Source organism: Haloplanus natans DSM 17983 (assembly GCF_000427685.1).
In the GTDB taxonomy this organism is placed as follows: Archaea; Halobacteriota; Halobacteria; order Halobacteriales; family Haloferacaceae; genus Haloplanus; species Haloplanus natans.
The window spans coordinates 94,096-111,179 of record NZ_KE386573.1 but is presented as its reverse complement, the minus strand read 5'-3'; the positions used below and the strand labels follow the sequence as shown (position 1 = coordinate 111,179).

Here is a 17,084-nt window from a genome sequence, read left to right as displayed (position 1 = left end):
CGGTACTATGGCCGAGAACAAGGCACGCAGCACCGGGAGCGCGGGCCGATTCGGCGCGCGATACGGGCGTGTCGCCCGCCGGCGCGTCAAGGAAATCGAAGGAGAGATGCAGAACGCCACGCTCGACGGGGACAGCGTCACCCGCGTCGGAACTGGCGTCTGGAAGAACGAGGAGACGGGCGAAACCTTCACCGGCGGGGCGTACCGGCCCGAGACGCCCGGCGGCCGTACCGTCCGGCGGTCGATCCGCGCGGCACTCGCCACCGACGACGAATAACATGAGCTACAAGTGTTCCCGGTGTAAGCGAGACGTGGAACTCGACGAGTACGGCGGCGTTCGCTGTCCGTACTGCGGGCACCGGGTGCTCCTGAAGGAGCGCGCGCCGACGATCAAGGAAGTCGACATCGAGTAACCGTGCTCGTCGTCGGTCGGTGCCGGCAGGTCGTAGACCCGGCACGGCGACCCACCGGTACACGACGGCCCATCTAACGTGCTCGTCGACGACGCGCCACACACCCTCTCTTTGCGCTTCGAGTACGACGCCGAGCGACGCGCCCGGATCGTCGAACGGAGCGTCCGGGTCGAAGTGGGGGAGATAGACGACGGCCGCTCGACGGCGGCCGTCGACCGCAAGGAGCGGACGGTTCGAGTACGGGTCGGGGCGGCCGACCTCGTTGCCCTGCGGGCGGGAGCGAACACCTGGCTGCGGCTGGTGGACGTAGCCGAGGCGGTCACGGTCGGCGCCGACGCGCGATCCGACGACAGGTAGCCCGCCGTAGTCGGTCGATCACGCCGGCACGGGACGGAATACGGGGCTTTTTCACTCCGGGACCCAACGGTCCGCCCATGCAAGGGAATCTGCCGCCGGAGGCCCAGGAGAAAATCGAGGAACTGCAGGATCTGCAGGAGACGGCTCAGCAGGTCGCGGCGCAGAAACAGCAGGCCGAGACCACGCTCAACGAGTCCCAGACGGCGCTCGACGCGCTCGAGGACATCGACGAGGACACCGAGATGTACCGCGAGGTCGGTGAACTCCTCGTCTCGACGGAGTACGACGACGCCTACGAGAACCTCGAGGAGAAAGTCGAGAGCCTGGAGGTTCGCGTCGAACAGCTGGGTAAACAGGAAGAGCGCGTCCGCGAGCAGTTCGAGTCGCTCCAGGAGGAGCTCCAGCAGATGCTGCAGGGCGGCGCTGGCGGCGCTGGCGGCGGCCCGATGGGACCGGGCGGCGCCGGCGGCGCGTAAGGCCGTGGCCGAGCCCGACGACGAAACCGTCGTCCGGACGGCCGCCGAGGCGGCCGAGGGAGTCGTCTTCGCTCACTACCGCCAGTCCGACGTGCGCGACCTGGACGTGACGGTCACCTTCGAGGCGGGCGTCCTCGATGTCGACGTCTACCTGAACGCACCGGACGACGAGGCGGACCCGGAGGCCGTGGCGGACGAAGCCGCACGCGCGGCTCGGGACGCCGTCGACGAGCTGTTCGAAGACGCATAAATCGAACCACACTGCCGTTAATCCGCTCCAAACCGGCGTTAACGGCGTTTCACTTTTAGCACCCGCGTAGGACTGCGTGAAGTGATCGACCGACACGGGATACGGCACGCCGTGGCCTCCTCGAAGGTATCGCAGTAGCGACCGTCGGCGCGACGACGACACCGCGGGCAAGGTACTTCCGTAGCGCATCCCAACGAGGGGTATGCGAAAGCGGGCCTCCGTCTGTCTCGCGGTACTGATCGTCGTGGCGTCCGTCGGTCCGGCGGTCGTTGCGGGTGCGTCCCCGGCGGCCATCGACCCCGACCGGGACGTGGCGCCACAGCGTTCCGATCCGGACGGTGACGCCATGGGCTGGGAGGGTGGCTACTGGCACGACGAACCCATCGACGTCGACCAGTCCGACGGGCTCTCCGACGCCGAACTCGACGCGTACGTGGCGCGGGCGATGGCGCGCGTCGAGTACGTCAGACGGGCGGAGTTCGAGAGCGAGGTGCCGGTCGAGGTCATCTCGCGCGAGGAGTTCCGGAACCAGCGCAGTCGAAACGAGACGGATACCCCCGACTTCGACGCGTGGAACGACCAGGTGTGGGAGGCGCTGTTCGTCATCGGCGAGGACGCGGGGGCGAACGAGGAACTCCAGTCGGCGACCGGGCAGTCGACCGCGGGCTTCTACGCCCCCAGCGACGACCGCATCCGGATCATCACCGATTCGCCGGGGAGCCCGACCATCGACAACGCGACGCTCGTCCACGAACTCACCCACGCCCTGCAGGACCAGACGGGCGACCTCGGCGAGCGGATTTCGAGCACCGAGACCCAGGACGCCGGGCTGGCGACCGACGGCGTCGTCGAGGGCGAGGCCAACTACATCGAGCAACGCTACACCGAGCGATGCGGCGCGGAGTGGGACTGCGTCGAGACGCCGCGTTCGAGCGCCGGCGGGACGGGAGCGCCACCGAACCTCGGCATCCTCCTGACGCTCCTTCAGCCCTACTCCGACGGGCCGGTGTACATCGACTGGCTCCTCGAACGGGGCGGCTGGCAGGCGGTCGACGAGGCGTTTCAGAACCCCCCCACCTCGACGGAGCAGGTGATCCACCTGAACGACGAGGAACCGGTCCCCATCGAGTACGAGGACCGCGCGCGAAACGGCTGGGAGACGTTCCCGAACCAGGGCGTGAACGGCTCCGATACGGTCGGCGAGGCCTCGATGTACGTGATGTTCTGGTATCAGGCGCGCAGAACCGGGGCCAACACGCTCGAAACGTCGTGGCAGCGCTCGATACGCCCCACCAGTAGCCTCGATACGTACAACTACGATACGCGCGCCGCGGCCGGCTGGGGGAACGACCGGGTGTTCCCGTATCGCAAGGGAAGCGGTGAGGACGCCAAGTACGGCTACGTCTGGGTGACCGAGTGGGATAGCCAACAGGATGCCGACCAGTTCCTCAGGGCCTACCGCGCCATCCTGAACGCACACGACGCGACCCAACAGGGCGAGCGCACGTACGTGATCTCCGAGGGACGGTTCGCCGACGCCTTCCGCATCGACCGCGAGGGGACGCGAGTCACCATCGTCAACGCGCCGACGGCCGACGACCTGAGCGACGTGCGGCCGGCGGGGACGAGCGGCGACGGCGGGAGTAGCGCCGGTACCACGGCCGCCGCCGGCGGTGACGGGAGCGAATCGGGATCGACCGGCCTCGAAGCGCCCGGATTCGGGGCGCTTACGGCTGTGCTCGCCCTGATCGCCGCGGTGGCGCTGGCCACGGTGACCCGGCGGCACTGAACCGGGATGTCTCTCCGGCCGGTTCTGCTGGCGGCGCTCGTCGTCCTCGCGGGCTGTGGCGGCGCGGTCGGCCCGGAAGCGGCGGCGACGGGGACGGAAACCGAGACGCCGACAGCGACGCCCACGCCGATGCCCGCCCACCCCGACTTCGCCGACCCGGCCACGGATCGCCTCGGCTGGGAGGCGGGCTACTGGTTCGACGAGTCACTCGACGTGAACGCCACTGACGGGCTGAACGCGAGCGAACGGAACGCCGTCGTCGCGCGGACGATGGCCCGCGTCGAGCGGGTTCGGGGCCTGGAGTTCGAGTCGGCAGTGCCCGTTACAGTCGTCGACCGCGAGACGTATCTCGCCGACGAGAACGTGACGGCGACGGGGTGGGACGAGGCCGTGTGGGAGGGATTGCTCCTCGTCGGCGAGGATCGGTCGGTCGAGGCAGTGTTCGAGTCGTTCTACGGCGCGTCGGTTCAGGGGTCGTACGTTCCAAGCGAGGATCGGATCGTCGTGGTGAGCGACACACCACGGCCGATGCTGGATCGGCGGACGCTCGCCCACGAACTGGTCCACGCCCTGCAGGACCAGCACTTCGGGTCGGTGTTCGACGGACGGGCGAATCTGACCCGTGACGAGCGGCTGGCGCGACAGGGGTTGATCGAGGGCGACGCGGGCTACATCGAGGACCTCTACGAGCGACGGTGCGAAAGCGGGTGGGCGTGTCTCCCGCGGCCGCCGGCCGGGCCGGGCGCGAGCCTCGACGACGATATGGGCGTTTACGTCGCCGCGTACCAGCCGTACAGCGACGGGCCGGCGTTCGTCCACCGGCTCCGCGAGCGCGGTGGCTGGGCCGCGGTGGACGCCGCGTACGCCGACCCCCCGACGAGTTCGGCACAGGTGATCCACCCCGACCGCTACCCGAACTGGTCGGCGCGGGAGGTTCGGATTCCGGACCGGTCGGCGGCGAACTGGACGCGGTTCGATCGGTCGCCGCCGGGGACGACGGTCGGCGAGGCGTCGCTGTTCGCGACCGTCTGGGCCAACGGTGGGACGGGGACCTTCCACCTGCAACGCCCCACGCGCCCACACCGGGCGTACAACTACACTCATCCCACCACCGCCGGCTGGGTCGGCGACCGACTCGTCCCCTACCGCAACGGGACGGAAACGGCCTACGTCCTCCGAACGGAGTGGGCGACGACGGGCGACGCCGCCGCGTTCGCCATCGCGTACCGCGACCTGTTGCGGACGCGCCGGGGTGCCGAGCGTCGCGAGGGCGACGTACTGGTGGTGCCCGCCGGCCCCTACGCCGACGCGTTCCGGGTGACGCGAAACGGGACGACGGTCACCGTCGTCAACGCGCCGACGGTGGAGGCGCTCGACGGCGTGTACGCGCGTCGAGCCGGGTAGTCGCGTCGGGTGCCGAAGCGGACGACGATCCACGACGGGGCGTATGAAGACGAATCCTCTTCGACAGCGGTGACCGAACGAACGGATTTTTCACCGGCGGGTGCGAAGCCGGCGGCAATGCCACCGTTCGACATCGTTGGTTCCGACGCCATCCGCGACGGGACGGCGACCGACGCGTACTTTCTGCGGACGGAGACGACGCTGCGACATGCCGGCCGGAACCCGACAGTCGTCGCGGAGGTGACGGCCGATCAGTTCCCCGACGGCGACTTCGAACTCCTCGCGGGCGTGAAAGACGCCGCGGCGCTGCTGGAGGGCCGGGACATCGACGTGGACGCAATGTGCGAGGGGCGGCTGTTCGACGGCGGGCCAGTCATGCGGATCGAAGGTCCCTACCTCGAGTTCGCGCGGTTCGAAACCTCGCTGCTCGGCTTCCTCTCGCACGCCAGCGGGATGGCGACGGGGGCACTGGAGGTACGGCGGGCCGCCCCGGAGTCGACGGTGCTCTCCTTTGGCGCGCGGCACGTCCACCCGTCCATCGCGGCGGTCGTCGAGCGGAGCGCGCTGATCGCCGGGGTCGACGGCTTCTCACACGTCGCCGCGGGCGAGGTGTTGGGCCGGGAGGCCGGAGGGACGATGCCCCACGCCCTCGTGATCTGTTTCGGCCGCGGGGAACAGGAGGCGGCGTGGCGGGCGTTCGACGACGCGGTGGCGTCCGAGGTGCCGCGAGTGGCGCTCTGTGACACCTACAGCGACGAGGTGGACGAAGTGTTGCGGGCGGCCGAGACGCTGGGCGACGACCTGGACAGCGTCCGGATCGACACCACGGGATCACGCCGGGGCGACTTCCGGCACATCCTCCGGGAGGTGCGCTGGGAACTCGACACCCGAGGGAACGAGGACGTAGACGTGTTCGCGAGCGGTGGCCTCGATCCCGCGGCCCTCCGGCGACTCCGGGACGTGGCCGACGGCTTCGGAGTCGGGAGCCACATCTCGAACGCCGAACCCGTGGACTTCGCGCTGGACATCGTGGAGGTGGACGGGGAGCCGGCGGCCAAGCGCGGGAAGCTCTCGGGGACGAAGCAGGTCTATCGGACCCCGGACGGCGGGCATCACGTCGGCCTCGCCGACCGCGAAGGGCCAGCCGACGGCGACCCCCTGCTCGAACCGCTGATTCGGGACGGCGAGGTGGTCAGGGAGTTCGACGTGGACGCGGCGGCCGAGCGGGCGCTGGCTGACGCGGATGCCGTCGGGTTCGGGGATTGACATCCTCCCCGCGCTAAAGGGCGAGGATTCCACGAAGTGGATATTCAGGTTGCGCGTTTCCTCGGGCCTCAAGTACGCTTTCGCGTGGGCCGTCAACGGTCGCCGTCCAGTTGTGACCAAGGACGTGCTTTCCAGCGCGTGTAGCCCTGTCAATGGGGCCTTCCTCCCCGCATACAGCGGGCGTCAACGACGGTTGGCTATTCAACCAACGAGGTAGCACGGTTCGCGTCAGCCGAACTGTTACGCCGTGCATGGTTCCCCCTCCCGTTGTGCGATGTTCTCCGAAGCGTTCAGGTCGGCGTGTCGTCCACGGTCGCACTCCGAACACGAAAAGTGGTCGCCATCACGGGTTCCCACCGAACCACACTCCGAACACCGCTGGCTGGTATGGTACGCATCGACCTTCTCAACACGGATACCAGCGCGTTTGGCTTTGTACGTGATGAACTGTTGGAGTTGGTGGAAGTGCCACGAGTGGACACCCGACCACGAACTGTTCTCACGGATACCTTCGAGGTCTTCCATCCGAATGACGGGGTTCTCGAACTGTTCCGCGAATGTGATGAGACGACGGGAGAGTTTGTGATTCAGGTCTTTGATTCGACGCTGTTCTCTGTCACCCACACGGTTGCGTGCGCGAAGCGCACCCGCTTCCGAAAGCGAATCGCGTAGGGAACGATATTTGCGTCGAACGTACTTCGCCTCACCACCAGACACCAGCATCGACTCGCCTTCACCGTAGGCGGTCACAGCAAGGATGTGCCGTTCCCAATATCGACGCCGATGGGAGTTTCACCCGACGTATCGGCGTCGTACTTGACGTTGAACGTACAGTACCAGTCGTCACCACGACGGTACACTTGAAATCGCGTCTTCTTCGCGTCACCCTCGACCAGTCGGTCTACGGGGTCGGCAATGTCGTCGTACACTTCGATAGGCGTGTACCACCATTGGGAAATGCATGGGAATCCGACGACGACTGTGCCGTTCTCGGTCGTGTCGATTTCCCAGTTCTGGTTGTTGACGGCGAACGGTTGACTCTCTCGGTAGCGAACCTTTCCGCCCTTGTTGTGGTCGGATTTCGCCTCTCGGATGGCTTGGTTCTGAATAGCCGAGTAGAGGCCGTTGTCAATGCTGGCTGTGGTCACGGACTTGCCGAAGTCGCCATTCTCCCATCCGTCGATACAGAACTGCTTGGTGTCACGGTAGAGGCGAGTGCCCCGTTGCCACTCTTTGCGCCGTGAGAGGGATGGGTTGTGGAACTTCGCGGTGACAGTCACCGTGACCATTACATTTGTAATAGTATACGCTATTTTAAGAAAATATTGGAATATCAGGCCGTGCTATCATCGGTGGTTCGTGAAAGGTAGTGTCGGATTCATCCCCGCGCTAAAGCACGGGGCTTTCTCCTTGCACTTCCGTAAGGGCGACCTACAACTGTTCGACGGAGCCGCCTCCGGGGCGCTCTCGGAAGACCTGTCCCTCGAAGAGGGTGATCATGGTGTCGTCGTCCTGCCAGGCGAGCGGCGAGAGGCCGGCTTTGCGGCAGGCGTGGGTGAGGAACTGTTCTTCGTTCCAGCCGTTCTCGACCGGAAGCGTGGGGTACATCCAGGCGTGTTGGCCGTCTGCATCGAGGGCGACGCCGTGTGTGCCGAGTTCGAGGTCGGCGAGCGGATCGTTGGTGAGGACGTGATTACAGACGACACAGACGGAGATGTTGAGCGTCTGGAGCTCCGGGGGTTCGATTTCGGAGCCACAGGAGTCGTCGGATGCGGCGGTGATGGCCGCGTCGACGATGGCGTGGCCGAGTTGGTCGGAGCCGCGATACGCGCCGGCACAGCCACGGAGTCGACCGCGGCCGCGGGTGGACGTGATTCGCACGAACGCGCCCGTTCGGGCGTAGAACGCATCACGCATGCTTCCCGGCTGTTCCCGCTGGCCCTGGAGCACGTACGCCTCGACAGCCTCACGAGCCAGTTCGACCGCTCGGGCCCCGTCTTCGTAAGAAAGGTGTACCGTCTGCGCCTCGGACATAGGACAACCTTACGCCGAATAGACTTGAAGTCTTCCTTTCCATCGGGGAGAACCATGATGAATCCCCGCCGACCGAACGGCTTATTCGACCCACCGACCTACGTTCCGGCGGCAGAGAGAGCCCGGCTCCCGTGCCCGCGAGGGCATGAGGAAAGTCCCCCCACCGTCCGGACGGGTGACCGGGCGCAAGCCCGGAGTCGGAGACGGCTGGCTCTGGAACAGAAACGAGACCACTCGGCCCGACCGATGAGGTGTGCGAACCCGAGCGCAAGCGAGGGGAGTTGACCCACCGAGGGTAGGGAGATGCCACGCATCTCCGAACGGTGAGCGGCGTCAGCCGCGAACCGCGAGCCGCCACGCGTCTCCCGAGCGGCGAAGCCGCGAGCAGGGAGGCGCCACGCGTCTCGACGGGCGCGCGGTGGAACCGCGCGCCTTCGGGACCCGTCGGGTCCCGCGACGGCCGAGAACGGATGGAACGGCGAATCCTCACCGGTGCAAGTCCGCCTCGTCAAGGTAGTCCGGACGCGGAGGTGGACGCTCAGCCGAATGCCGGGACGAACAGAAGGGGGCTTACTCCTCTCAGCCGCTCAGGCTTCGAGCCACCGCACCAGCCCGGGGTAGTCGGCGATCAGCCCGTCGGCCCCCGCTCGAATCGCCTCGCGTGCCTCGTGCCACGTCCGAATCGTCCAGACGTTGAGGGTCCGATCGGTCGACATCGGATCGGTATCCTGCACCGCCGAGAGCGACGGATGGATCGTCCCGGCGTCGTACCGGGCAGCGAGGTCATGGCCCGTGCCGAGGTCGGTACAGATGGGGGCGAGCGCGGCCGCCCCGTCGCGTCGTCGGACCGCGGCCAGCGCGCCCTCGTAGAACGAGGAGAGGAGGATGTCGCGGTCGTCGAGGCAGTCGAGCACCCGGTCGACGAGCGACTGCCACCGCTCGCGGGCCGCGTCGCGGTCGGCAGTCGGGAGTGCGCCGCGAGGCCCCGGCGCCGCGACGGGGCGTTTGAGTTCGACGTTGAGCGGGGTGTCCGTCTCGGCGAGCAGACGGTCGAGGGTCGGCACGCACTCCCCACTGTCGAGCACTTCGGCGGCGGTCACGGCGTCCGGTGACAGGTCGGCGACGGCGCCCGAACCGTCGGTGATGCCACGGCTCCCGCCCGCCGAACCGAGGTGGGTGTCGTGGAAGACGACGGGTGTGCCGTCCGCGCAGGCGACGACATCGAGTTCGACCCGGTCGGCCCGGTCCGCCGCGGCCCGAACCGCACCCACCGTGTTTTCGGGGGTGACACCCGCGAACCCGCGGTGGGCGACGATTCGGGTCATCCCGCAAACCCGTCCTCCCACCGGAACAGGCCGTCCCGCTGGATCGTCTCGCCGTCGACGACGAGGCGCGAGCCCTCGTCCATCCGCGTGATGAGGTCGGTGTGGATCGCGCTCTCGTTGCCCGACTCGCCTGCGGGCAGGCAGGCGTCGTACGCGCGCCCGAGGGCGAGGTGGACGGTGCCGGCCATCTTCTCGTCGAAGAGCACGGTGTCCGTGGGGCGGGTGATACCGCGGTTCATGCCCACGCCGAGTTCGCCGAGTCGTGTCGCGCCCTCGTCGGTGTCGAGGAGGTCCGCGAGGGCGTCCCCCCCCTCCACCGCGGCGAAGTCGACCACCGAGCCGTCCTCGAAGACGAGATGTGCGTCGCGGAGACGACGGCCCTTGACCGTGATCGGCACGTCGAAGGTGACCTCGCCCTCGGCGCCGGCGGGTGCGGTGAACACCTCGCCGCTGGGGAGGTTGTGGGAGTCGTAGGTGACGCTGGCGGCGCTGTTGACGGCGGTCCGGCCCCCGATGTCGAGGGTGAGGTCGGTCCCCTCGTTCACGAGGTGAACCTCGCGGCCGTCGTCGAGGACCTCTTTCAACTGCCCCATCTCGGCCGCGAGCGCCTCCCAGTCGCGGAGGACGGCGTCGTAGACGAAGTCCCGGTAGGCCTCGTAGGACATACCGGCTGCCTGCGCGAGCGAGCGGGTGGGGTGGACAGTCGACACCCAGTCCGTCGCGAAGCGGGCCTCACGAGCGTCTTCTCGGGCGCGGGCGTACGCGCTCTGGGTCTCGCCGGGCACGTCGGCCGTGGCGGTCGTATTGCGGCCGCCGCCGAGCGAGAGGTAGACGTCGGCGCGGTCGTAGAGCGCGCGTTCGGCCTCGGCGGGGGCGAAGTCGCCGTCGTAGGCGCGGAGGTAAGCGCGTTGCACTTCGTCGGAGCCGTAGGTGGCGAGCAGTGTCGCCCCTCTGGCGCCGAGTTCGGCGGCGACGGCGACGGCGAGGTCATGGGCGCCCTCGGCGACGCGCATCACCACTTCGTCGCCCGGTTCGACCCGGGCGCTCCAGTCGACGAGCGTCTCGGCGTGGGCGCGGATGCGGTCGTCCATGTGCGGCCGTGGCGGGCGGCGGTAAAAAGCGCGACGGGTGAGCGAACCACAACCACTACCTCCCGTCGCGGCGGAGCCGGAGGTATGCAACTCGGAGTCGTCGGACTGGGGCGGATGGGACGGATCGTCGTCGACCGCGTACTCGACGCCGGACACGACGTGGTGGCGTTCGACATCGACGACGGGGCGGTGGCGGCGGCGGCGGACGCGGGGGCGACGCCGGCCGACTCGCTCGACGACCTCGTCGATCGGCTGGGCGCGGGGAAACGGATCTGGCTGATGGTGCCCGCGGGCGACGCGGTGGACGCCGCGCTGGCGGAACTGGAGCCACACCTCGACGACGACGACATCGTCGTCGACGGCGGCAACTCCCACTTCGAGGACTCGACGCGCCGCGCGGCGTCGACCGACGCGGCGTATCTGGACTGTGGCACCTCCGGCGGCCCCGCGGGCGCCGAACTCGGCTTCTCGCTGATGGTCGGCGGCCCCGAGAGCGCCTACGAGGAACTGGTCCCCGTCTTCGACGCGGTGGCGACGGGGCCGGACGGCCACGACCGGATGGGGCCGGCGGGGTCGGGCCACTACGTGAAGATGATCCACAACGGGGTCGAGTACGCGCTGATGCAGGCGTACGGCGAGGGGTTCGAACTCCTCCACGAGGGGCGGTACGACCTCGATCTCGAAGCCGTCGCGCGGACGTGGAACAACGGCGCCGTGATCCGGTCGTGGCTGCTCGAACTCTGCGAGGAGGCGTTCCGCGAGGAGGGCTCGGATCTGGGCGACGTGGCCGACCACGTCGCGGGCGGATCGACGGGCACCTGGACGGTGCAGGAGGCCCTGGAACGGGAGGTGCCGGTACCGCTGATTCATCAGGCGCTCGCGGAGCGGTTCGCGTCGCGCCGGGAGCGGTTCTCGCGGCGACTCGCCAACCGACTGCGCTACGGCTTCGGACGCCACGAGGTCGCACGCCGGGAGTGAGGACGGGGCGCGACAATCACAATCCCCTTAACCCCCGCATCCAAACCGACAGTCATGGTCGAGGTAAATCTGGTGGGGCTGAGCATGGGGGCGCTCCTGACGCTCACCGCCGTCGCGCTCCATCTATCGAAGGGGACGGGATGGACCCCCACCACCGACATCAGCCAGGAAGTACTCGAACGCCGGGCCGAGTCGGTGCCGGAGACGGACTTCCCGGAGCCGATGAACCGCGCCATCGGCGCCGGCGGCGGGGCCGTCGCGGCCGGCGCCGTCGCTGGCGAGGAGGAGGGCGCCGAACTCGAAGGCGGCGCCGAGGCGGCCGAGGAGGCCGGCCCCTGGGACGTGGCTGACGACGAGGCCGAAGTCTTCGAAATCGAGTACGTCAAAGAGGGGTCGACAGTCGAGGTGAAAGAAAACGAGACGGTCCTCGAAGCCGGCGAGGACGAGGGCTGGGACTTGCCTTACGCCTGCCGGCAGGGCCAGTGTGTCTCCTGTGCCGGGCAGATCACCTCGGGCGGTAACTCCGAGGACTACGTCGTCCACGACGACCAGCAGATGCTCGACGACAACGAACTCGACGACGGCTACACGCTGACCTGCGTCGCCTACCCCAAGGCCGACTTCACCATCGAAACTGGCGAAGCCCCTTAACCGCGAAACTCGAAGCGCGCGCCGCCGCCGTCGGCGTCGACGGCGTCGACCGACCACCCGTGTTCTTCCGCGATCCGTTCGACGATGGCGAGCCCCAGGCCCGTCCCGTCGTCGCCGGTGGTGTACCCCGCCTCGAACACGTCGTCGTCGGGGAGTCCCGACCCGTCGTCTTCGACGTAGAAGCCGTCGGGAAGCGACCCGAGGGCGACGGTGAGGTCGCTCGTGGAGCCATGCTCGACGCTGTTCCGAAACAGGTTCTCCAGGAGTCGTCGGAGCCGCGATTCGTCGGCCTGGACCGTCGGCTCCCCGTCGACGACGAGCGTCGCGTCGGCCGTGTCGGCGGTCCGCCAGCAGGCCTCGGCGAGCGCGGACAGTTCGATCGGCCGGCGGTCGGGGGCGTCGTCCCGCCGGGCGAGGGTCAGCAGGTCCTCTATCAGATCGAACGCCCGGTCGAGCGACCGCGCGGCGCGGTCGAGGTCGTCGTCGTCGTACCGCGCACGGGCGAGTTCGAGCGAGCCGTCGACGACCGTCAGCGGCGTGCGGAGGTCGTGTGAAACGACGCTCGCGAACTCCTCTAAGCGGTCGTTCTGGCGCTCCAGATTCCGGGTGCGGTCGAGAAGCGTCAGGGCGGTCGCGGCGTTGGCCGCGAACACCTCGGCGAGATGGCGATCCGATCGATCGAACGTGCCGACCTCGGTGTCGCCGATACTCAGGACGCCGTGGTCGCCGATAGGGACGAACATCGACGCCCGGGCGCCGTGCCGGTCGTAGTCGTCGTCGACCGTGCGAACGTCGTCGTAGACCAGCGTCTCCCCCCGAGCGAAGGCACGGCCGGCGGTCCCCTCGCCGACCGCGTAGACGGGGCGGTCGCCGAGCATCCGTTCGGCCGCATCGGTGATGGCGACGGAGCGGAGTTCGCCGTCGTCGACGAGTCTGACCAGATTCCGGGGGTAGCCGAGCACGTCCCCGACGGCGTCGGTGACGGCCTCGGCGACCGCCGCGCGACTCTCCGCGTAGAGCAGGTTCCGGGTAACATCGTGGAGGCGTTCGAGCGTCCGCTCGCGGCGCTTTCGCTCCGTGATGTCGAGGTACAAGCCGACCGTACCGATCACGTCGCCGTACCGGTCGACGCGGGGACTCGCCCGGAAGATGGTCTCGACGCGTTCGCCGTCGGCGGCGACGAGCGTCCGTTCCTGCTGGCCGAAGGTTCCCCGTCGCCCGCTGTCGAAGCCGTCGACGGCGCGCTCCATCGACTCGTCGGCGTAGAGGTTCCAGACCGATCGATCGACCAGCGCGTCGCGGTCGTAGCCGAGGCGGTCGCAAAACCGGTCGTTGCAGTCCTCGATGACGGGTTCGTCGTCGACACTCCGGAAGACGGCGAACATCACCGGGGCGTCGTCGAAGAGCTGTCGGTACTGTGAGCGCTGGGTGCGAAGGCGGCGCTCGGTTCGGTGACTCGCCACCGCGTCGCGGATGCGATGGGCGAGGAGGCCGTGACCCCCGCCCGGCGCGTAACGGACACAGTCGGTGGCGCCGGCGTCGAACGCGTCACCGACGGTCACGTCGTGTGCGGAGTCGAAATAAAAGAGTACGGGAAGGGACGCGTCGGCGTCGTCGAGGGCGGCGAGGGTGGCGAGGGGGCCGGCCGAGAAGCGGGTATCGATCACGGCGCAGTCGACCGGTCGATCGGCGTCGAGGGCGGCGAGTGCGTCGTCGACCGACGCGACCCGCCGGACCGAGAGCCGGTCGTCGGCGTGGGCGATCCCCTCGGTGGTGGCGGTGGACGCGTCGTCGCCGACGTACAGCACGTCGATCGACGGGGTGGATGTCGGGTGGGGCATCGATGGGGAGTTGCGGAGGTGAACGTGAATCGATTAGTCGGCCGCCGGCGTCGACTCGTCGGGGTCGACCGCGACGGCACCGGTGTCGCCGTCGGCGAGGGCGTCCATCCCGTCGACCGCCAGTGCGACGAACGCCGCCTTGCTGATCAGGTCGAGGTAGGCGACGACGAGCATCGCCATATCACGGCTGAGAAGCCCGATGCCGGAGGGTGCGAGCAGCCAGGCGACGGGGTACAGCGTCCACAGCGCGATAGTGAGGTTGCGCAGGGTGACAAACAGGATGCGCGTCCGCTCGGTCGAGAACGTCGCCTTTCGCGGGATGGTGACGTAGAGTTCGTAGGCCAAGAGGCCGAAACAGGCGACGCCGGCGGCGAAGGCAGCCCAGCGGATCGGCCCGGAGATGACGACGGCGACGCCACCCAGGAGCAACAGAGCGATGTCGGCGACCACGAGACGGACGAGCGATCCCCGTCCCGTCCGCCCGAGCATCGCGAGAAAGAGGAGGATGAGCGGGGTCGTGATCAACCAGTCGACATAGCGGGGGATGGAGACGACGCGACCGGAGGCCGTGATCGTCCCGATGTCGAACGCCATCAGCGTATACGCCACGGCGGCGACGCCGGTGACGCCCGCGAGGACGAGGTAGTGGGTTCGCCGCTCGGGGTCGTTGGCCAGCCCCCAGAGCGGGGGGACGGTGCCGAGTGCCATGCCGACGGCGCCGAGCGCCGCCCAGATCGCTGCCGATGAGATCATCTCAGATACCTCCCGTGTCGCGGCCGCCGTCGCCGAGCGCGTCGGCGCGTCCGCCGGCCGTCGTGGTCGTGTCCGGCCCTGTCTCGCCGACGTCGAAGTCGGCGAGCTGTTCGCGCAGGCGGGCGGCCCGGCGGGTGAGTTCGTCCGCCGCGTCGTCCACCTCGGCGATGGTCCGTTCCTGTCGGTCCGCCGTCTCGGTCACGTCGGTAGCCTGTTCGGCCGTCCCCTTGCTGATCGCCGCCACCTCGTCGAGGCTCTCGACCACCCGCTCCGTGGAGTCGGCCTGGCCGTCGGTGGCGTCGGCGATACCCTGGATGCTGGCGTCGATGTCCTCGACGTAGTCGGCGATGCGTTCGAGCGCGTCGATGGCGCCTTCGACCGTCTCGACGCCCTCGGTGACGCGCTGGGTCGTCTCCTGGGTGCCCTCGACCACCTGTTCGGTCCGTTCGCGGACCGACTCGATCCGCGCTTCGATCTCGCTCGCGGACTCCTTGGTCTCCTCGGCGAGGTTCTTCACCTCGTCGGCGACGACGGCGAAGCCGTCGGCGTCACCCGCCTCGCCGTTGGCGTGGGCGGCCTCGATCGAGGCGTTGAGCGCCAGCAGGTTCGTCTGCTCGGCGATGTCCGAGATGACATCGACGATCTCGCCGATCTCGGCCATCTCGTCTTTGAGCGCCTCGACTTCGGTCTGGGTGTACTCGGTCGTCTCCTCGATCCCGTCGAGTTCCTCGACGGCGGCTTCGGCGGCGGCACGACCGTCCGCACCGGCGTCGGCCGCCCGCTCGGAGGTGTCCGCGACCGTGTCGACGGTCGCCGCGATCTCCTCGGCACTGGCCGAGAGGTCGTTCACCTCGCCGGTCATATCCTGGAGGCTCTCGGTCTGTGTGCGCGCGCCGTCGGCGATTTCGGCGACGGAGTCGTTCATCGCCTCGCCGGCCGCCATCACGTCCGTGGCGTTTCGGTCGACCGCCTCGGCCGCGTTCGCCACGTCCGCCCCGAAGGCTTTCACCTCCTCGATGGTCGACTCGATCGAGGACACCATGTCGTTGAACGCGACCCCGATGGTCGCCATCGCGCCGGTGGCGTCGTCCACGTCGATCCGGCGAGTGAAGTCGCCGTCTGCCACGTCCTGCATCACCTCGCCGTACGCCTCCGCGGTGCGTTCGAGCCGTTCGTTGGTCCGTGCGGCCTCGGTACGGGCCGCTTCCGCCTCGGCACGGGCGTTTTCGGCTTCGGTGCGGGCCGATTCGGCGTCGGCGAGGGCCTCCTCCGCCTCGGTGATACGCTCGCGGAGCGAGTCACGCATCGCGTCGAACGACCGGTAGAGTCCCCCGATTTCGTCGGTCCGACCGGTCGTCAGATCCACGTCGAGGTCGCCGTCGGCCATCGCCTCGGCCTTCCCGGAGAGTCGGCACAGGGAGAGGGTCGTCCGGCTCCCGATAGTGACGCCGATCAGGGCGAGGCTGACGACGGCGACGAGGATGAGGCCGACGATTCCCGAGACGACGGATCGCTGGACGGCGAAGGCCGCTGTGGCGGGTTGCGAGACCACGACCGCCCAGTCGGTGGTCGCCATCGGCGCCGCCGCGATAGCCTCGCCGCCGGTCTGCTGGAAGGTAGTCCCCTCGAACGCCGACGCCGGGACGACCGTCGACGTCCCCGCGACCGGCGAGCCGATCAGATCCGTGTTCGGATGGGCGATGATCGTGCCGTCCGAACCGACGACGACGGTATCGCTCTCGCTTGCACCGCCTGCGAACGCCTCGACTCGCTGCTCGAAGTTGACCATGTAGACCAGCAGCCGGTCGGACCGCCCGTCGACCGGCGTCGCGACGGCGACGGTCGTGAAGTCGACGACCGACGGCCGGAAGGGATCGGTGACGAGTACGTCGCTCGTGCCGGCGAGAGAGACCTCCTCCTGTGCGAACGGGGCGCCCTGGGCGCGGGCGTCGACGCCCACGAGATCCGCGTTCGAACTCGTGATGATTTTACCGGAGTCGGCGTCGACGTAGTGGGCGGCGACGACGCCGGGCGGGGCGCGTTCGTCGCTCGCCAGTTCGTCGAGATACGCCGTGACCGTCCCGCGGTCGTCGCTACGGAGCGCCGGATGGTCGGCGGCGACGCGGGCCTGCGTCGTCACGCCCGTCAACCAGGTGTCGAGCCGATCGGCCCGCCCGTCGGCCGTCTCGATCATGTGCCCTTCGACGTCGTCGCGCAGTTGTGCGGATGCGTCGGCGCTCACGACGGTCCCGACCCCGACGGTCAGGAGGAGAACCGCGGTGAACGCCACCGCGAGTTTGAGCCCGTACCGTTCCCGAATACGGTGTAGAAAGGGGAGACCCATGCTTGTGCCCCGATTTTGTCTACCGTTTAATAATCGCACCCCCCCAAGTACAAGGTCTGATAATCGGGTGCGGCGAGGGCTCGCCCCGGCGCAGACGGCTGTTGTACGCCAG

At 68.5% G+C, this 17,084-nt stretch carries 16 protein-coding genes, 1 other RNA gene and 1 pseudogene; 11 read left to right on the top strand and 7 right to left on the bottom strand.

Features of this window, described 5'->3' with window-relative positions; all coding sequences use genetic code 11:
* Window positions 1-7: 7 nt before the first annotated feature.
* The 8 genes from HALNA_RS02865 (at window position 8) to HALNA_RS02830 (ending at window position 5,955) form a co-directional block, all read left to right on the top strand.
* A complete protein-coding gene (locus HALNA_RS02865) occupies window positions 8-277 on the top strand; it encodes an eL43 family ribosomal protein (RefSeq protein WP_049934888.1) in 270 nt (89 codons plus the stop codon).
* Between the two features lies 1 nt (window position 278).
* Window positions 279-413, top strand: coding sequence for a DNA-directed RNA polymerase subunit P (locus HALNA_RS02860; RefSeq protein ID WP_049934887.1), 135 nt, complete (start codon window positions 279-281; stop codon window positions 411-413).
* A gap of 78 nt (window positions 414-491) precedes the next feature.
* Window positions 492-770 (top strand): KEOPS complex subunit Pcc1, encoded by a 279-nt coding sequence (locus HALNA_RS02855; protein WP_049934886.1) that lies wholly within the window; start codon window positions 492-494, stop codon window positions 768-770.
* 77 nt (window positions 771-847) lie between these two features.
* A complete protein-coding gene (locus tag HALNA_RS02850) occupies window positions 848-1,246 on the top strand; it encodes a prefoldin subunit beta (RefSeq protein WP_049934885.1) in 399 nt (132 codons plus the stop codon).
* A gap of 4 nt (window positions 1,247-1,250) precedes the next feature.
* On the top strand, window positions 1,251-1,496 hold the full coding sequence (locus HALNA_RS02845) for a DUF3194 domain-containing protein (RefSeq protein WP_049934884.1): 246 nt from the start codon (window positions 1,251-1,253) through the stop codon (window positions 1,494-1,496).
* A 202-nt stretch (window positions 1,497-1,698) separates the two neighbouring features.
* Entirely contained in the window at window positions 1,699-3,285 is a 1,587-nt protein-coding gene (locus HALNA_RS02840) for an Hvo_1808 family surface protein (protein WP_049934883.1), read from the top strand.
* A gap of 6 nt (window positions 3,286-3,291) precedes the next feature.
* Window positions 3,292-4,689, top strand: coding sequence for an Hvo_1808 family surface protein (locus tag HALNA_RS02835; RefSeq protein WP_049934882.1), 1,398 nt, complete (start codon window positions 3,292-3,294; stop codon window positions 4,687-4,689).
* A gap of 117 nt (window positions 4,690-4,806) precedes the next feature.
* A complete protein-coding gene (locus tag HALNA_RS02830; RefSeq protein WP_049934881.1) occupies window positions 4,807-5,955 on the top strand; it encodes a nicotinate phosphoribosyltransferase in 1,149 nt (382 codons plus the stop codon).
* Window positions 5,956-6,195: 240 nt separating this feature from the next.
* On the opposite strand, the pseudogene HALNA_RS02825 reads toward HALNA_RS02830, so the two are convergent.
* Together HALNA_RS02825 and HALNA_RS02820 are read right to left on the bottom strand one after the other, a co-directional pair.
* Window positions 6,196-7,244 (bottom strand): annotated as a pseudogene (locus HALNA_RS02825) (RNA-guided endonuclease InsQ/TnpB family protein).
* Window positions 7,245-7,386: 142 nt separating this feature from the next.
* Complete coding sequence (locus HALNA_RS02820; protein ID WP_049934880.1) at window positions 7,387-7,989, bottom strand: TIGR00296 family protein; 603 nt, start codon at window positions 7,987-7,989, stop codon at window positions 7,387-7,389.
* A 110-nt stretch (window positions 7,990-8,099) separates the two neighbouring features.
* Here HALNA_RS02820 and rnpB point away from each other — a divergent pair.
* Window positions 8,100-8,574, top strand: an RNA gene (gene rnpB / locus HALNA_RS18855) — RNase P RNA component.
* Between the two features lie 2 nt (window positions 8,575-8,576).
* Here the strand turns inward: rnpB and HALNA_RS02815 are convergent.
* Together HALNA_RS02815 and HALNA_RS02810 are read right to left on the bottom strand one after the other, a co-directional pair.
* Complete coding sequence (locus tag HALNA_RS02815; protein WP_049934879.1) at window positions 8,577-9,314, bottom strand: glycerophosphodiester phosphodiesterase; 738 nt, start codon at window positions 9,312-9,314, stop codon at window positions 8,577-8,579.
* On the bottom strand, window positions 9,311-10,405 hold the full coding sequence (locus HALNA_RS02810) for an aminopeptidase (protein ID WP_049934878.1): 1,095 nt from the start codon (window positions 10,403-10,405) through the stop codon (window positions 9,311-9,313). The genes HALNA_RS02815 and HALNA_RS02810 overlap by 4 nt, the downstream gene beginning before the upstream one ends.
* A gap of 84 nt (window positions 10,406-10,489) precedes the next feature.
* On the opposite strand from HALNA_RS02810, the gene gnd reads away from it, so the two are divergent.
* Together gnd and HALNA_RS02800 are read left to right on the top strand one after the other, a co-directional pair.
* Window positions 10,490-11,383, top strand: coding sequence for a phosphogluconate dehydrogenase (NAD(+)-dependent, decarboxylating) (gnd, locus tag HALNA_RS02805; RefSeq protein ID WP_049934877.1), 894 nt, complete (start codon window positions 10,490-10,492; stop codon window positions 11,381-11,383).
* A 54-nt stretch (window positions 11,384-11,437) separates the two neighbouring features.
* The gene (locus tag HALNA_RS02800) at window positions 11,438-12,034 is read left to right on the top strand and encodes a 2Fe-2S iron-sulfur cluster-binding protein (RefSeq protein ID WP_049934876.1); all 597 of its coding nucleotides are present in this window, start codon (window positions 11,438-11,440) and stop codon (window positions 12,032-12,034) included.
* Here the strand turns inward: HALNA_RS02800 and HALNA_RS02795 are convergent.
* Genes HALNA_RS02795 through HALNA_RS02785 form a run of 3 tightly spaced genes read right to left on the bottom strand, consistent with a single transcriptional unit; the run spans window position 12,031 to window position 16,972 of the window.
* On the bottom strand, window positions 12,031-13,875 hold the full coding sequence (locus tag HALNA_RS02795; protein ID WP_049934875.1) for a PAS domain-containing sensor histidine kinase: 1,845 nt from the start codon (window positions 13,873-13,875) through the stop codon (window positions 12,031-12,033). The genes HALNA_RS02800 and HALNA_RS02795 overlap by 4 nt on opposite strands.
* Before the next feature lie 33 nt (window positions 13,876-13,908).
* Window positions 13,909-14,628, bottom strand: a complete 720-nt coding sequence (locus HALNA_RS02790; protein WP_049934874.1) for a bacteriorhodopsin — start codon at window positions 14,626-14,628, stop codon at window positions 13,909-13,911.
* 1 nt (window position 14,629) lies between these two features.
* Window positions 14,630-16,972, bottom strand: coding sequence for a methyl-accepting chemotaxis protein (locus HALNA_RS02785; protein ID WP_049934873.1), 2,343 nt, complete (start codon window positions 16,970-16,972; stop codon window positions 14,630-14,632).
* Window positions 16,973-17,084 lie beyond the last annotated feature (112 nt).

Coding starts and splice junctions, on each gene's coding strand:
- HALNA_RS02860 (WP_049934887.1), top strand. CDS start 279: ATGAGCTACAAGTGTTCCCGGTGTAAGCGAGACGTGGAACTCGACGAG.
- gnd (WP_049934877.1), top strand. CDS start 10,490: ATGCAACTCGGAGTCGTCGGACTGGGGCGGATGGGACGGATCGTCGTC.
- HALNA_RS02790 (WP_049934874.1), bottom strand. CDS start 14,628: ATGATCTCATCGGCAGCGATCTGGGCGGCGCTCGGCGCCGTCGGCATG.
- HALNA_RS02840 (WP_049934883.1), top strand. CDS start 1,699: ATGCGAAAGCGGGCCTCCGTCTGTCTCGCGGTACTGATCGTCGTGGCG.
- HALNA_RS02810 (WP_049934878.1), bottom strand. CDS start 10,405: ATGGACGACCGCATCCGCGCCCACGCCGAGACGCTCGTCGACTGGAGC.
- HALNA_RS02865 (WP_049934888.1), top strand. CDS start 8: ATGGCCGAGAACAAGGCACGCAGCACCGGGAGCGCGGGCCGATTCGGC.
- HALNA_RS02815 (WP_049934879.1), bottom strand. CDS start 9,314: ATGACCCGAATCGTCGCCCACCGCGGGTTCGCGGGTGTCACCCCCGAA.
- HALNA_RS02850 (WP_049934885.1), top strand. CDS start 848: ATGCAAGGGAATCTGCCGCCGGAGGCCCAGGAGAAAATCGAGGAACTG.
- HALNA_RS02830 (WP_049934881.1), top strand. CDS start 4,807: ATGCCACCGTTCGACATCGTTGGTTCCGACGCCATCCGCGACGGGACG.
- HALNA_RS02835 (WP_049934882.1), top strand. CDS start 3,292: ATGTCTCTCCGGCCGGTTCTGCTGGCGGCGCTCGTCGTCCTCGCGGGC.
- HALNA_RS02795 (WP_049934875.1), bottom strand. CDS start 13,875: ATGCCCCACCCGACATCCACCCCGTCGATCGACGTGCTGTACGTCGGC.
- HALNA_RS02785 (WP_049934873.1), bottom strand. CDS start 16,972: ATGGGTCTCCCCTTTCTACACCGTATTCGGGAACGGTACGGGCTCAAA.
- HALNA_RS02820 (WP_049934880.1), bottom strand. CDS start 7,989: ATGTCCGAGGCGCAGACGGTACACCTTTCTTACGAAGACGGGGCCCGA.
- HALNA_RS02800 (WP_049934876.1), top strand. CDS start 11,438: ATGGTCGAGGTAAATCTGGTGGGGCTGAGCATGGGGGCGCTCCTGACG.